Annotated in this window: 12 protein-coding genes; 4 read left to right on the forward strand and 8 right to left on the reverse strand. The window is 71.1% G+C overall.

Annotated elements, in window-relative coordinates:
* Positions 1–164: 164 nt before the first annotated feature.
* Positions 165–1610 carry a hypothetical protein gene (locus PV679_RS28735; RefSeq protein WP_319683391.1) on the forward strand — a complete coding sequence of 482 codons (1446 nt, stop codon included), beginning with the start codon at positions 165–167 and terminating at the stop codon, positions 1608–1610.
* A 44-nt stretch (positions 1611–1654) separates the two neighbouring features.
* Here the strand turns inward: PV679_RS28735 and PV679_RS28740 are convergent, their stop codons facing one another.
* The 4 genes from PV679_RS28740 to PV679_RS28755 all read right to left on the reverse strand — a co-directional run bounded on the left by PV679_RS28740 (position 1655) and on the right by PV679_RS28755 (position 8590).
* Positions 1655–2191, reverse strand: coding sequence for a sigma-70 family RNA polymerase sigma factor (locus PV679_RS28740; protein WP_319683392.1), 537 nt, complete (start codon positions 2189–2191; stop codon positions 1655–1657).
* A 418-nt stretch (positions 2192–2609) separates the two neighbouring features.
* On the reverse strand, positions 2610–3515 hold the full coding sequence (locus PV679_RS28745) for an SCO0930 family lipoprotein (protein WP_319683393.1): 906 nt from the start codon (positions 3513–3515) through the stop codon (positions 2610–2612).
* Positions 3516–3634: 119 nt separating this feature from the next.
* The gene (locus PV679_RS28750) at positions 3635–6574 is read right to left on the reverse strand and encodes an AfsR/SARP family transcriptional regulator (protein WP_319683395.1); all 2940 of its coding nucleotides are present in this window, start codon (positions 6572–6574) and stop codon (positions 3635–3637) included.
* A gap of 318 nt (positions 6575–6892) precedes the next feature.
* Positions 6893–8590: a PHP domain-containing protein gene (locus PV679_RS28755; RefSeq protein ID WP_319683396.1), complete on the reverse strand. Its 1698-nt coding sequence runs from the start codon at positions 8588–8590 to the stop codon at positions 6893–6895.
* 636 nt (positions 8591–9226) lie between these two features.
* Between PV679_RS28755 and PV679_RS28760 the strand changes: the two genes are divergently transcribed.
* Positions 9227–9994: a polysaccharide deacetylase family protein gene (locus PV679_RS28760; RefSeq protein WP_319683397.1), complete on the forward strand. Its 768-nt coding sequence runs from the start codon at positions 9227–9229 to the stop codon at positions 9992–9994.
* Between the two features lie 179 nt (positions 9995–10173).
* On the forward strand, positions 10174–10563 hold the full coding sequence (locus PV679_RS28765) for a MerR family transcriptional regulator (RefSeq protein ID WP_319683398.1): 390 nt from the start codon (positions 10174–10176) through the stop codon (positions 10561–10563).
* Between the two features lie 59 nt (positions 10564–10622).
* Here the strand turns inward: PV679_RS28765 and PV679_RS28770 are convergent, their stop codons facing one another.
* Positions 10623–11573 carry a hypothetical protein gene (locus tag PV679_RS28770; protein WP_319683400.1) on the reverse strand — a complete coding sequence of 317 codons (951 nt, stop codon included), beginning with the start codon at positions 11571–11573 and terminating at the stop codon, positions 10623–10625.
* Positions 11574–11765: 192 nt separating this feature from the next.
* On the opposite strand from PV679_RS28770, the gene PV679_RS28775 reads away from it, so the two are divergent.
* Positions 11766–12083: a UBP-type zinc finger domain-containing protein gene (locus tag PV679_RS28775; RefSeq protein WP_319683401.1), complete on the forward strand. Its 318-nt coding sequence runs from the start codon at positions 11766–11768 to the stop codon at positions 12081–12083.
* A gap of 157 nt (positions 12084–12240) precedes the next feature.
* Here the strand turns inward: PV679_RS28775 and PV679_RS28780 are convergent, their stop codons facing one another.
* From PV679_RS28780 to PV679_RS28790, 3 genes are all read right to left on the reverse strand, one after another.
* Positions 12241–13023 carry a VOC family protein gene (locus PV679_RS28780; protein WP_319683403.1) on the reverse strand — a complete coding sequence of 261 codons (783 nt, stop codon included), beginning with the start codon at positions 13021–13023 and terminating at the stop codon, positions 12241–12243.
* A gap of 162 nt (positions 13024–13185) precedes the next feature.
* Positions 13186–13959: a sulfite exporter TauE/SafE family protein gene (locus tag PV679_RS28785; RefSeq protein WP_319683404.1), complete on the reverse strand. Its 774-nt coding sequence runs from the start codon at positions 13957–13959 to the stop codon at positions 13186–13188.
* A gap of 89 nt (positions 13960–14048) precedes the next feature.
* Complete coding sequence (locus PV679_RS28790) at positions 14049–15311, reverse strand: MFS transporter (RefSeq protein ID WP_319683437.1); 1263 nt, start codon at positions 15309–15311, stop codon at positions 14049–14051.
* Positions 15312–15325 lie beyond the last annotated feature (14 nt).

The following is a 15325-nucleotide window of genomic DNA, read 5'->3' on the forward strand; positions in this document are numbered from 1 at the left end:
CGTCCCCCGAACAGGTTTGAATGCTTGCCGGTCTGTACACGGGATGTCCCTCCTCTTGGGTTCAGATCGCTTCCGGACGGACCCGGCGCCGGTCCTTCGAACCTTTTCCCCGGCGTCGCCGTGTACTGGGTGACATGGACCGGGACACCAGAACCCGGAGAGACATGGGTGGGAAGAACATGAGGAACGGCGCCCGCGCCACGCGTCGCCAGCAGGCCATCACTCCCGGGCGGGGCGGACCTACGCCTCTGCGGGCCGTCATCGCGGCCGTGCTGCTGGCTCTCTGCGCGGCCCTCGGAGCGGCCGGGCCCGCCACGGCCGCCGACGGCGACGACCTCATCAAGGTGTACGTGGTGAAGTCGCCGGACCAGACCGGCGGTGTTGCCGACACACTGGAGTCCGTCGCCACGAGCACACTTGGCGATCCGGCGAGAGCCGGCGAGGTCTTCGCTCTCAACCGGGGGCTCGCGCAGCCGGACGGCGCCGCACTGAACAACCAGACCGACGCGCTGCGGCCCGGCTGGATCCTGCGGCTTCCTCAGGACGCGGACGGCCCCGATGTCCAACTGGCCCGGGAGAGCGGGAATCAGAACGCCTCGCCTCCGCCCGGCGGCGCCGCGGAAAGCCCGCGAACGGATTCCAGCACCTTCGAGATTCCGCTGCCCGCCGTACTGGCCGCGCTGGGCGCGCTGGTGCTGGCGCTGGTCACGGCGGGAATCGTGGCCAGACGTCGGCTGCGCCGCGCGTTCAAGGCGCTCGCCCGCGCGTTTCGCGCACTGGGCGAACCGGCGCGGCGCCGGCGCAGGCTCCAGCACCGCCGCTCGGTCGCGTCCCGCTTCGCCGGTGACGCGGACTCGGTCCGCCGGGCCTACGGCGCGCTGGAGGAGTTCGCGGCCGGTGGTGGCCGGAACGAAACCGCCGTGCACGCCCTGCGTGTGGACGACGCCGGAGTGACGGCATGGCTGGCCGCCTCGGACAGCGCCGCCGCACCCTGGCAGCGGTTGGACAGCACCCGCTGGCGGCGTCCCGCGCCGGCCACCGCCTGGCTGACCCGCGGCGCCGAGGAAGGAACCGTGTCCCGGACGCCGGCGGTGTCCGGGTGCCTGGTGCGGGTGGGCACCGACGGCGACGGCGAGCCGGTCTTTGTCGACCTCACCGGGCTGGACGGGATCCTCAGCGTCACCGGTGATCCCGGAGTCGCCCGTGACGTGGTGCGGAGCCTGCTGGCGGAGATCGCGCGCAGCAGGCCGGACGTCCCGGTGACGGTACTGCGCGGTACGGACGGTGCGCCTCCGATTCCCGTACCACGGGCACTGAGCGAACTGCCCCCTGCTGAAGGAGGCCGGTTGCCGTCGCCCGGGACGGCGCCGCGGCCCGGCACCGTCCGCGCCGCCGCGTCCCGCCGCCCGGTCAAGGGCCTGGTCGTCCTGTCCGGTGTGCCGGGCGAACGGGAGGCCGCGGAACTCTTCGCGCTGTGCGGACCCGGCGGCGCGGGCTGGACCGGTCTGGTCTGCGGCGAGGTCGGCGGGGCGCACTGGCGCTGGCGCACCGGCTCCGAGGGAACGGTCGAGATCCCGGTACTCGGAGTGACGCTGACGGTGCCCGCCTGACCCGGCGGTCCGGCCGTACGGCCCGGTTGTCCGAGGAGACGGTCTCAGTCTCCTCGGACACCGGTGAGGACGCGCAGACGCAGATTGCTCAGCGCGTAATGCTGCCGGGACTTGACCGTGCCCGCCGGTATGCCCAGGATCCCGGCCGTCTCCTGCACGGTACGGCCGCAGAGATACGTGTGCACCAGCACCTCGCGGTGTTCGAAGGACAACAGCCGCAGCAGACCGGTCGCGTCGACGGAGGCGAGAACGGCGTCCACATGATCGCGCTGCGCCATGTCCTGGCCCTCGGCGCCCACCGTCTCGTAACGGCTGGGCGCGCTGCGGAGGCGGTCGATCACCAGATTGCGGGCGACCGTGAGCAGCCAGCCGCGCACCGAGCCCTCGGTGCTGTAGAGCCGGTCGGTATGGCGCCAGGCACGGATGAGGGTCTCCTGGACGATGTCCTCCGCGAGATGGCGATCGCTCAGCAGCTTCTCCGCGTAGGCGAGCAGCGCCTTGCCGTGGTCCGCCACCAGACGGTGGAGGAGATGGTCCTGAGCGGCGGTCGGCGAGGCCGTGGGTGCCGCGATTGTCTTCATGTCCTGTGGTTCCTGAGGGAAATCGTGCCGGCGGCGCTCCGCGAGCCACTGCCGTCGCATGAGGCTCGGGGTACCGCGGCGCGCGTTGAGGGACGTGTCTCCCGCCGCGGTGAGGTTCCCCGGGCGGACGACGGGCACGGCGACATACACCGCCGTGCCGTGGACGCGACTCCGGTGGGAGCGACGTGTGGCAGAGCCTAGGGAGACCCCAGTGCCGAAACAGTGCCGGAATTCTGTGCCCCGGCGGCACTGAAGCGGCACGTCCTGCCGGTGGCCGTGGCGGCGGCCGTGGCGCGGAGAGCCCGACGAGGACATGAGGACATGCGGAGGCCCGCCGGGACCGGTACGTCCCGGCGGGCCCGGAGCCTTGTCCCTCCCGGTCCGGTGGCGCCTCCTCGGCGCGGGGACCGGCCGTCCGTTATCCCTTGGCCGCCGGGACGGTCTTGCCGCGGTCGACGCTGATGTCCTGCTTGACGGCGAACCACACGCCGCCGACACCCTGGCCGTTGGTCTGGCCGGGCTGCTCGTCACCGTTGAAGGTGTACGCGGGCCAGCAGTTGAAGGACTCCTGCTTCGTGCCGTCCGGCGTGGTGAAGGTGAAGAGCGCCTTGGGGTCGAGCCCCGCCGCCTTGGCCTGCTCCGCCGTGACGGGCGCGCTGGGCGTCCACTTCTCCAGACAGGCCGCGTCGCACGCCGTCTTCATGGGCCAGGGCTGGTCCTTGGTGAAGAGATAGAGCGTCTTGCCGTCCTTGTCCGTGAGGATCTTGCCGAGCTCGGGGCTGTCGAGCACACCGAGCGCGGGCCGTGCCACGCCGGCCTTCCCGCCGTCGGGCGCCGCCGCGTACCAGACACCGCCCACACCCTGGCCGTTGGTGTCGCCGGGCTTGGTGTCCTTGGCGTAGCGGTAGAGCGGCTTGCCCGCGAGCGAGAGCTGCTGGGAACCGTCGGAGCGGGTGACCGAGCCGAGCAGGTCCTGGTTGAGCCCGGCCGACACCGTCGCGTCCGCCGCGACCGGTGACCAGGTGGTGGCGCAGTCGCCGTCACAGGCCGACTCGCCCGGCGTGGCCGCGTCCTTGTCGAAGACGTACAGCGTGCTGCCTCCGCCGTCGGTCACCACGGACTTCAGCTCGCTGTCCACCCGGACCGCGAGCTGACCGGCGCCGGCGGCGGACGGAGCCGCGGAGGTCTCCGGCAGGACCGACACGGCCGGCTGCTTCACCTTCGCCGCGCCGGGCTCGGTCGAGTCCTGCCCGCACGCCGTGACGCTCAGCAGCATCGTGGCGGCGGCCCCCATGAGAAGGACGTTCCGAGAGATCTTCTTCATCACATTCCTCGCGTGTGCCGTGCTTCCGCTCTACGGAGCGGAGCCTCGCCCTATACACGGCACGACGCGTCTTCGGCGTTCACTCGGAAGACGGCGGCTTCGGGAGACCGGCCGCGGCGTCAGAACAGCAGGTTCGGCGCCGCCCGGCGCGTGGCGCTGTCGAGGCGTCCGAGCTTCTCACGGAGCGGCTCCGCGTCGGGATGGCCGAAGCCGTCGAGGATGTCCAGCGCCTGCTGCCAGGCGGAGGCGGCGCGGCGGTCGGCGCCGAGAGCCTCATGGGTGTCGCCGATGTGCACGAGTGTGTCGGCTTCCAGATAACGGTCGCTGACCTCTCGGTAGAGGTCCAGTGCGTGCCCGTAGCAGGACAGGGCCTGCTGGTGGCTGCCGAGATGATGGTGGGCGTAGCCCAGGCTGTCCCAGGCGGCCGCCGTGCCGTTGCTGTCGCCGATCTCCTGGCCCAGGGCGAGGGCCTGCCGGCACTGGACCAGGGCCTCCTCGTACGCGCCGAGCAGGATGTGTGTCCAGCCCACCTCATTGAAGATGCCGGCCTGGCCGCTGCGGTGGCCGGCCGTCCGGTAGAACCGCGACGCCTGCCGGTAGTGGTCGAGCGCCTCGGCATGGCGGTCCATCGTGTTGCACTGGAACGCGAGATAGCGGTGGACCCGGCCCTGACCGACCGGGTCGCCGATCTCGGCGAACAGCTCCAGCGCTCGCAGCAGATGCTCACGGGCGTCGTCGTGACGCTGCAGCCGTCCGCTCACAAAACCCAGCGCGCGATGCGCGTGAGCCTGCCCCGGCACATCACCCAGCGCCTGAGCCGCCGTCAGCGCCAGGCTCTGGATGGCCAGTTGGTCCTGCCGGCGTCCGTGCCGGTCCAGGAAGAGCTCCAGGGTCGCGGCCAGCTTCCAGCAGTGCGTCCCGGTGCCGCTTCTGGCGTCCTGCGCGACGGCCGCCAGGAGTACGGCACGTTCCGAGGTCAGCCAGTCCGCCGCGTCCTCCCGGCTGGAGAACCGCCGCGGATTCGCGCCCGGAGACGGCGCGGTCAGCGCCGGGCGCTCCCGGTACGGAGCGAGCCGGGCGTCGGCGGTGTGCGCGCTGTGCAGATAGTGGTCGAACAACCGCCGGCGGGCGTCTTCGCGGGCGTCCTCGGGATCATGGCCCAGGGTCAGTTCGGCCGCGTACGCGCGCAGCAGCTCATGGGAGACGAACCGGCCGGGAGCGTGCTCGGTGAGCAGGTGCGCGCGGACCAGTTCGCTCAGCAGCGGCCGCACCTCGGGGACGCGCAGACCGGCCAGGCTCGCCGTGGCGGTGGTCGAGCAATCGGGTCCCGGATGCAGCGCGAGCAGGCGGAACAGCCGTGCCGCGGCGGAACTGAGAGTGCGGTACGACCAGGAGAAGACGCTGCGGGCGTCGGTGACGGGCTCGCCTCCGGCGAAGGCGTCGAGGCTGCCGTGGCTCGCGCGCAGCTCCGCGGCGATGGAGGAGAGCGGGAACGACGGATGGACGGCGGCACGGGCGCTCACGACGGCCAGCGCGAGCGGCAGGCGTCCGCACAGATCGATGATCTGGTCGACGGCGCGTGATTCGGTGGCCACCCGGCCGGGGCCGAGCCGGCGCGTCAGGAATTCTCTCGCCTCGGGCACGGTGAGCAGATCGAGCACGAGAGGGCGGGCTCCTTCGGCGGCGATCAGCCCGTGGAGCTGGTTGCGGCTGGTGACGATGGCCAGACAGCCGGCGGCTCCGGGCAGCAGGGGACGCACTTGTTCGGTGTCGCGGGCGTTGTCCAGCAGGACGAGCACGCGCCGCCCGGCCAGCAGGCTGCGGTAGAGCGCCGCCTGAGCGTCGAGACCGGTGGGGATACGGGACGCCGGCACCCCGAAGGCGTCGAGGAAGCCACGGATCGCCTCGGCCGGTGTCATGACCGGTCCGGTGGGGTCGAAGCCGCGCAGATTGACATAGAGCTGACCGTCGGGGAAGCGATGGGCCACCTCGTGGGCCCAGTGCACGGCGAGTGCGGTCTTGCCGATTCCGGCCATACCGCCGATCGCGCTGATCACCACGGCGGCCGGCTCGTCCCCGTCCGGCAGCAGCGCCTGGACTCCGGCCAGCTCGGCACGCCGGCCGGTGAAGGCCGAGAGATCGGCGGGCAACTGGGCAGGGCGCTCCCTCGGCGCGTACGGCTGCTCGGCGCCCGGCCCGGAGACGGCCGGTGCCGCGGCGCTCCCGGTGGCCGGAAGGTCACCGCCGTCCGGCACGTCGAGGCCGGAGTCCTCGGTGGCGGCGCGAGGTCCGCTGTGATCCCCGGCCCCACTGAGCACCTGCCGCTGCGCTTCACGCAGCTCGGGACCGGGATCCAGGCCCAGCTCGTCGGCGAGCCGGGAGCGTACCGACTGGTAGACGGTGAGCGCCTCCGCCTGATGACCGGTCGCCGCGAGCACCACGATCAGTCTCGCCTGGAGCACCTCGTCCAGGGGGTGGTGTGCGGCGGCCTGCCTGAGCGTGATCAGCACCCGGTCGGTGAGTCCGGACCCGGCCTCCAGCGCCGTCTCGGCGGCCTCTTTGACGATGGAGAGATGCTCACGGTCGACGGCCTCGAAGACGGGATGCGCCCGTACCTGCGGTGCGATCCCGGCGGCCGTCGGTCCGCGCCACAGGTTCATCGCCTCGACGAGCAGCTCCGTGGCCCGGGCCGGCTGCCCGTCGCGGGCGGCCCGGCGGCCCGCCTCGCGTGTGGCGCGGAAACGCAGCAGATCGACGGCGTCCGCCTCGACGTCCAGCCGGTAACCGCCGGAGCCGCGCACCACGGTTCGGGAGGCCGCGCCGGCCGGCAGATCGGGCTCCAGCAGCCGGCGGAGCGCGCCCACATGTCGGTGCACCACATTGACCGCGCTGCCCGGTGGATCCTGGCCCCACAGCACATCGACGATTTCATGCATCGCCACGGGCCGTCCCGGCTGCGTCAGCAGCAGGGCGAGCAGGGCCCGCCGTTTGGGAGGACCCAGATCCAGCTCGGTGCCCTGGCGCCATGCTCTGACCGGCCCCAAAACTGTGAAACGCACAGTAAGAAATCCTACGGCGCGCCTCGCGTACCGTGCGGCGACGCTGTTCCGGAATCGCAACAGCTCTGTCCCGGAGCCCGGGTCGGCACATGAAGAGACCCCGACCGGACGGGGGGACGCCGGTCGGGGCCGATGAGGGAGAGTGCGGATGGCGGTCGCCTCGCGGCGGCAGGCTCCATGGGGCTTCAGCCGAACGATCTTCCCCATGGGCGATTCTCATATGGGGCCCGGGGACTCAGTTCCATCCACACCCTCAGTGTGTTCAACGGGCGGACGACCCCGGATGTTCCCGTCCGGCCCGGACGCCGGACCGGATGGTCAGGAGGGCAGCACCCAGATCGGGTTCGAGTAGAACCACAGGTCCTTCCACGGGTCGGCGTCACCGATCACGTCGACGGCGGGACCCACGGGGTCGACCTTGGCGCCGCCCAGGCCGACGGAGCTGCGGTTACCGTCGGTACCGCGCAGCCGGACGTACAGGGGCCCGGAGACCCGGCCGAGCCGGTACGTCAGCTTGACGGTGCCCTTCGACTTGTTGACCTCGAAGGACTTGGCGACCTTGGCGGTCGGCGCGGCGAAGGTGTCCTTGTCCCGGACCGTGCCGGTGACCTGGCCCTGGATGACATCGACGCGGGCCAGCGTCGGGATGAACTGCGCCCAGTTCGCACCGTTGGCCAGCGCGATGTCGATGCTCAGCTCGACCTCCGTACCGCGCTTGACATGCAGCGCGCCGCCGAGCGTCGCCCAGCGTCCGCCGCCCTTCAGCCGTGCGTCGAGACCGCTGATCAGGCCGCCGTGGTCGACCCAGATCCGGCCGGCCCGCATGGCGTCCATGACGGCGGCGTACGAGAAGCGCTCGGCGCCGACATGCGTACGGCTGTAGTGGCCCGGCCAGAAGTCGCCCTGGGTGAGGTCGAGCCCCTTGCCGTACACCGGGTCGGCGTGCCGGCCGTCGCGGGTGAAGTTGGTGTCGGGCCCATGGACGGAGGGCTCGGCGTAGACACTGTGCGAGTCGGAGTTCGCCGTGATCCACCAGGGCTTGCCCTCGGCCAGCAGGCTGTCCCAGAGGCCGCCGACGGTCGCGGTCATCCAGTCGAACCCGCCCCAGGTGCGGTAGCTCTCGGCGGGATAGCCGGGGAAGGAGTTGGCGCCGGGGGCGTTCTCGTAGTAGCCGCGGCCACGTCCGCTGCCACCGGGGCTGGGCAGGCTGGCGGCCTGGTGGCCCGGAGCGCCCTCCATGCCGATGGCGATCGGATGGTCGGCCGAGGTGGCGTCGCGCCAGCCGCGGATCTCGTGGGGCGAGTCGATGCCGTTGCGCGCCGGGTGGTTGGCGAGCATCAGGATGTCGTCGACCTTGCGGCGGTGCACCTGGTCGGCGAGGAAGCGCAGACCGGAGACCGCCAGTGCCTCGTTGACGGTGGCGGAGGTGTCCGAGTGCAGGCTGCCGTCGTAGTCGTTCTCGAACTTCTTCAGCACCTCCACCTCGTTGCGGCCGGGGTGGACGAAGACGGTGGCGTGCTCGGCGCCCGGGATGTTCCACTCCAGGCCCTGGAAGACCAGCGAGTCCTTGTAGGTGTCGCGCGCTTCCTTGATGTCGGGATTGACCTTGTCCACCCCGATCTTGGCGTGCGTGGCGCTGCCGTGGTCGGTGATGACCATCCAGTCCAGCCCGTGCCGCGCGCCCTGCCGCACCTGGTCGAGGACGCGGTACTTGCCGTCGTCGCTGTACTGCGTGTGGATGTGGTGGTCGCCGGCCAGCCAGAGGAAGCCGTTGTTCTTGCCGTGGCCGCCGGAACCGCCCGAGGTCGCGGCGGCGGACGTGGCACCACCCAGCACACCGGCTCCGGCGAGGCCCGCTCCGAGAAGGCCGGCGCGGCGCAGCATCGAACGCCGGGAGAGCTGGCTGGGCGACAGCTCGTTGTCGGGGACGCTCACATCGAGCGCCGGGGGCAGCGAGTCCGTGCCGACCGGGGTGTGGTGCGTGTGATCGTGCGGGTGGTGATGGCCGTGGCCCATTTCTGCTCCTCGCCGATACTTCTGACCCGAGCTGTGATGCGCGGCAGCTCGGATGTTCGAGTGGCCGGGTGACGGCTGGGTGACGAGAGCCGGTACGGGCTGTGTTGAATGCCCTACGGAACAACTGAGTGCATGTCACATCGATCTGTTCGGGCCGGTATTGGCCGCCGTCTCGCGGCCTCCGAACGTTCCTGCTCATCGGCTATACACCACATGTATACGTCGCGTGTATAGTGCTCTCCATGTCCCGTGACCACGCCCTGCCCGGGCTCTTGAACTCACCTCGGCACCGTCTCGTCGCTCGCGAAGGAGTCCCCGTCTGACCGTCCGCCGGTCCGTGCTTCCGCACCCGAGTCGCTCGGCGCTCCCGCCGGGACCGGGCGCCTTCCGGCCCTCGAAGTCCCGTCCTCCGGCAATCCGTTCTTCGCCGATCATCACGGCGTAGCGGCCGGCCCTCACCGCCGGCTCGTCCACTGACGCGGTCCGCCTACTGACGCGGTCCGCCTACTCACGCGGCCCGGCCGCGTCCACCGGCAGCCAGGTGCGCGCCGGTTTCCATCCGCGCCCGGCGCCGCTTCGCGCTGCTCGCGTCCGGCCCTGTCGCCGGCCACCCACCCGTCGGAAGAGGAATGTGTCATGCCAGGGAAGAAACCGGCGTCCGGGCCGAGGATCACCGCTGCTCTGGCGGCGGTCGCGTCATTGAGTCTGGTGCTGAGCGGCTGCTCGGCCGCCACCATCTCGCCCGGCGACGCCAGGAGCCGTCCCCTGGCCGGAGCACGCGCGAAAACCGGAGTGGACTGCCGCGAGGCGCGCTGTATAGCCCTCACCTTTGACGCCGGGCCTTCCCGGGACACGCCCCGGCTGCTCGACATACTCAAGGAGAAGAAGGTGCGCGCGACCTTCTTCCTGCTCGGCAAGAACCATGTCGTCCACCACCCGGACCTGGTGCGCAGGATGGCGCGGGAAGGACACGAAGTGGGCAACCACACCTGGACCCACAAGCGGCTGACGGATCTCGACGCCGACGGCATACGCGAGGAACTCTCCCGTACGCAGGACGCCATCGCGGAGCTGACCGGCCACCGGCCCACACTGATGCGTCCGCCGCAGGGCCGTACCGACCGGGAGGTCTCCGACGTGTGCCGTGAGCTGGGCCTCGCCCAGGTCCTCTGGAGCGCCACCGCCAAGGACTACTCGACGACGGACTCCCTCCTCATCGAACACCGCGTCCTGGACGCGGCGGGTCCCGACGGCATCATCCTGCTGCACGACATCTACCAGGGCACCGTGCCCGCCGTGCCCGCGATCATCGACGAGCTGAAGAAGCGCGGCTACACCTTTGTCACGGTCCCGGAGCTGCTGGCACCGGGCGTTCCCGAGCCGGGAAAGGTGTACAAGCCCTGACGGCGGACCGGCCGGGCGAGCTGTGGTGATCCGGCACCGCGGCACCCGTACGGCGCGGCGCGGCTGCCCCGGGTCCCGGCCGACTCCGATCTAACGTCGGAGGGCGGATCGGCGCGGGCCGTGGCGGCCCCGTGGGCACCCGAGCGGAAAGGTCAGGACCACACGTGTACCCCAGAAACATGCGGATCGGTGAGGTGGCCGTGCGTACCGGGCTGTCCCTGCGCACCATCCGGTATTACGAGGAGTCCGGGCTCGTCGCACCTTCGGCCCTGTCCCAGGGCGGCCTGCGTCTCTACACCGAGTCGGACGCGGCGCGGCTGATGATCATCCGCCGGATGACTCCGCTCGGATTCTCGCTGGACGAGATGCGCGTCCTGCTCGCGATCACCGACCGGCTCGACGGCGAAGAGCCGCCGACGGCGGACGACCGGGACCAACTACTGCGGCGCGTCGGCGAATTCGAGCGCGCCACCGCGGAACGGGTGGCGGACCTGAGGTCGCAGCTCGTCGGCGCGGAGGAGTTCGCCGCGATGCTGCGCGAGCGGATCGCGCGGTTCGTCCACGTGTGACTCCGCGCCGCGACGCGAAAGCACAACGGATGTGCGTACGCGCGGGCCGTCCGGACCGGTCAGGACGGGAACTCGTCCTCCGGTACCTCGCTGGTGGTGGCGTTGCCGCCGATCGTCTTGGCCAGCGAGAAGGTCAGCACGGTGTACTGCGTGCCGCCGGAGACCTGGACGGTCCTGAAGTCGGCCTTGTCGTCGAACTTCTCGAAGCTGCAATCACGGGTGAAGGACCTCTTCGAGGAGTTCCAGTCGGCTCCGGCCGTGAAATATACACTGTACGAGCCGTCCCGGACGCGCCGCACCGTTGTGCTGGAGCCCTTGCGGATATACACCGTGAAGGCGGTCCGCTCGCCACGGGTCAGGGACACCACGGTGTCGGAGTCGGTGCTGTTCTTGATGGTGAGCCGGCCCAGCCCACTGCCGCGGCCGTCCTTCACGAAGGAACCGTTGCCGAGCCGCCGGTTGCTCGGCTTCTCGGTGCGCGGCAGCTTCAGCCTCACGGTGTAGCCGAGACCGGTGAGCGTGCCGGCGGCGTCCCGTACGGTTCCGAGACTGTCGGCCGAGTTCAGTTCGACGCGCGGCGAGGTGGCACAGCGCCCCTCGTCGGCGCGCGCGTCGTCAAGGCTCTGGCTCAGATCGCGCAGCGAGTCGGCGAGGCTCGCGTTGCCGCTGACGGCGTCGTCGGGTGTCTCGGCCGTGTCCAGTTCGGCGGCGGCGGTGGTGGCCGCCGTGGCGGCCGCGCCGAGGGCCTTGTTCAGCGCACCGCCTTCGCGCGCGCTGTCGACCGCGCGCAGTGCCTTGTCGAGCGGGCCGAGCGTGGTGTCGAGCGTGGTGCGGTACGCGGCGGGTTCGACCGGCGGCGGCGTGCTGGGTGTCGCGGTGGTGACGGTCGCCGGGGCATCGGGACCCGCGTCGCCGTCGCCACCGCCGCAGGCGGCCAGCGGGAACGCGAGCGCGGCCAGGGCGCCCAGCGCGGTGGCCCTTCCCGGTATGCGCGTACACGTCTTTCTCACCGTGCTGCCCCCCATTCCCCCGTTCGGCCCCGGTCAGAGGCCGAATGTCCAGGCTTCTCCGTTGTCGGACGGGTGTCAAGACGCGCGGAGCGGCCTCGCGGTTCCGCCTCTGCTGGCGGTGGCCGGGGTCCGGCCGTACGGTGTGAGGGCCACTGACTGAAGTGACCTGTGCGGTCGGAGGGCGGCATCGACATGGCGAACAGCGAAGAACGGTTCGGCGGGCTGATCTGCAGTCATCTTGCGGATGTCGGGCCCGTGAGCCCCGACAGCAAGGACAGTTGCCCGGAGTGTGTCGCCATGGGCGACGGCTGGGTGCATCTGCGGGAGTGCCAGAGCTGTGGGCACATCGGCTGCTGCGACTCGTCCAAGAACAAGCACGCGACCGCGCACAACCAGGCGTCCGGGCATCCGCTCATCCGCTCGTACGAGCCGGGCGAGGGCTGGTGGTGGTGCTACGAGGACCAGGTCGTCTTCGAGGTGGAAGGGGTTCCTCCGGTACGCACGGCCTGACCGGGCCCCTGTCCGGCGGGCCAGGGGCGCTGTCCACCGGATGCCGGGCCGCCCGGCGGTCGCGGCCGTCCCGAGGACCGCGACCGCCGTCTGCGCGCTTTCTGTCCGCGTCTTCGGCGCTGGGGGCTGCCCGGCCGTCCGCGCGGGCGGCCGTAGGTCAGCGCGACGTGACGGTGAACAGGGCGCCGTCCGGATCGCGCAGGGTGGCCTCCCGCCGGGTGGTCTCGCCCGGCGAGGCCGGGCCGTCCGGCGTGGAGGCCAGTGCGCCTCCGCCGTTCAGAGCGGCCGTGAGTGAATCCGACACCTCCGGGACCCGGAAATAGACGTGCCACCGCGGCCGCATCTGCGGGTCGGCCACGGCCTGTTCGGCGCCGCCCCGGATCTTGGCGACCACATGCTCGTTCTGCCGCAGTACGGCGTGATCGTCCTTGTGCGCCAAGGTGAGACCGCCCTCGGCCTCGGGCGCCCAGCCGAGGACCTGGCTGTAGAACCGGGCGGCGTCGGAGGTGTCGCGTGTGCGCAGCTCCAGCCAGGCGGGCGCGCTTCCGCGCCCCACCGTCCAGTCGGACCGCACGGAGCCCTCCCAGATACCGAAGGCCGCACCGTCCGGGTCGGTGGCCAGCGCTGCCCGGCCCGAGTGGAAGGCCAGCGGCCCCACCGCCACGGTGGCGCCGCGCTCCCTGATCCGGGCCGCGGCCTCGTCCACATCGGCGACGGCGAAGTACGGCGTCCAGGCGACGGCGACCTGGAGCGACGAGGCCAGCGCGCCGATGCCCGCGACGGGCAGCCCGTCCGCGAGGGCGACGCAGAAGTCGTCTCCCAGTCCCGCGGGCCGATAGGTCCAGCCCAGGACATTCCCGTAGAAAGCCTGCGAGGCGGACATGTCACGCGAGAGCAGGGTCACCCAGCAAGGAGCTCCGGCGACCGATTGAGAGTCCATCTTGTCCCGCTCCACACCGCACACTCCGACGTCGTCCGACCTGTATTGCCACTACATGTATCCACAGTTGCCGGCCCTACTCTGCCAGGACGTACCTCACATACCCGTCGGCGCCCCATGGCGGCCTCCGCGCGGGCGGGTCCCAAGCGGCGGCTCAATGGGTCAGCGCAGCAGAAGCTGAAGGCCACCGAGCACGGTCGCCGCGATCACCAGCCGCTCGAAGAGCCGCTGGTGGATGCGGTTCACACAGACCTTGCCGATGAAGGCGCCGGGTATGACGAAGAGAACCAGGACGGCGTCGAGCAGCAGAGACTGCCGGTCGATCAGACCGAGCCCCGCGCTGAACGGCACCTTGGACATGTTGACGATGAGGAAGAACCACGCCGAGGTGCCCAGAAAGCCCAGCTTCTGAAAGCCCGCCGAGAGCAGATAAAGCGACATGACGGGACCGCCGGCATTGGCGACCATGGTGGTGAACCCGCCGAGCACGCCGTACGAACGTGCCCTGAGCCGTCCTCGGGACGGCTCAGGACCGCCGCTCTCCGCCGCGCCGTCCTTCTTCGCGCCGTCCGTTCCGCCACGCCGCCGCCATATCGTGACTCCCGCCATCAGCAGCAGAATCGCGCCGATCGAGGTGCGCACAGCGGCGTCGTCGGCCCAGACCAGGAACACCGTGCCCACCACGACACCCGCGGCGACCGCAGGGAACAGCCGCCACAGGGTCGGCCAGTGCGCATGCCGACGATAGGTCAGCACGGCGAGCACATCGCCGGCGATCAGCACGGGCAGCAGTACGCCGGTCGACTCACGAGCCGGCAGCACGGCCGCGAATACGGCCAGACTGACCGTATTCGCGCCGCTCACAGCCGTCTTCGAGAAACCGACCAGCGTCGCCGCCGCGGCGAGCGCGGCAAATCCCCACCAGGTGATGTCCATGACAGCAGGCGATGCTATGCCCGCCGGCCTCCGCCGTTCCCGGCGGGTTCCGGCCGGCGGTCTCCGGTGCGGAGCGTCTCCGGCGTGCGTCAGGCGGACACCGGCCTCGGTACGGAAGCTTCCAGCCGGCCACCGCGCGCCAGCGCGGACACCGCTCCGGCGCAGGCCAGGCCGGTGCCGGTCAGCGCGATCCAGGTCAGCCAGAGGACGTGATGGCGCTCCGCCACGTCCCACAGCGCGCCGGTGGCCAGATTGCCGAGCGTGACACCGAGCCCGGAGACGGTGTTGTAGAAGCCGTAGTGCGTGGCGACCAGCCGGTTGCCGGACAGCGCGACCACCGTGTCCATCTCGAACGGATAGACCACCGCGCTTCCCAGGGCCAGCGCCACGACCGCCGCCGTCAGCGCGGCGAGCACGCCCAGTCGCGCGGCGCCTCCGTCTCCGGCGGGCACCAGTGCCAACGGGACGAACGCCAGGCCCATCACGGTGAGTCCCGTCACCAGCGCGCCGTGCGGACTCCAGCGGCGCGTGACCCATCCCGTCAGCCGTAGCTGCCCGGCCACCGTCACGGCGGCCGAGACCACGAACAGCGCGCCGGTGGCCTTCGCACCGTCCGGCCCGAGCGCGCCGGCGGCGGCCAGCGGCAACGCCAGATAGACCTGGAAGGTCAGGACGTACGAGCCGGTCATCGCCAGCGAGAACAACAGGAACGGCCGGTTGGCCAGCACCGTACGCCACCGCGCGGGCAGCCCCGTGGGTCCTTCCTCCGCCTTCTCGCCGCCGCGCGCGGGCAGCGCGCGCCACTGCAGCAGGGTCAGCGCGGCGAAGACCAGCGCGGCCACCGTGCACACCAGCCGGAAGTCGGACGCGAGCAGCACGAGGCCGACCGGCGGACCCAGCACCATCCCGGCCTGGTAGTACACATTGAATGTCGCGAACGCCGCCACCCGCCGTTCTCCCGCCTCGGCCGCCAGATAGGCGCGCACCGCCGGGTTGAAGAGCGCTCCGGCGAAGCCGGTCGCGGCCGACGCCACGATCAGCGCGGGCAGTTGGTCCACCCAGCCGAGCAGCGCGAATCCGCCGGTGCGCAGCAGGCAGCCGGCCATGATCGGCGCCTTGTAGCCGAAGCGGTCGGCGAGGGTGCCACCGATGAGGAACATGCCCTGCTGGGAGAGGTTGCGTACGCCGAGGACCAGACCGACCGCCCAGGCGGCCAGCCCGAGGCCACCGGCCAGATGCGCCGCGAGATACGGCATGAGCATGTAGAAGGCGAGGTTGATGGCGAACTGATTCGCCATCAGCAGCCGCGCCGCGGGCGGAAAGGAACGGGTGCTCGCCCACAGGCCGGTCACCGGAGAGCTCGCCA

It is taken from the genome of Streptomyces sp. AK02-01A (assembly GCF_033795305.1).
In the GTDB taxonomy this organism is placed as follows: Bacteria; Actinomycetota; Actinomycetes; order Streptomycetales; family Streptomycetaceae; genus Streptomyces.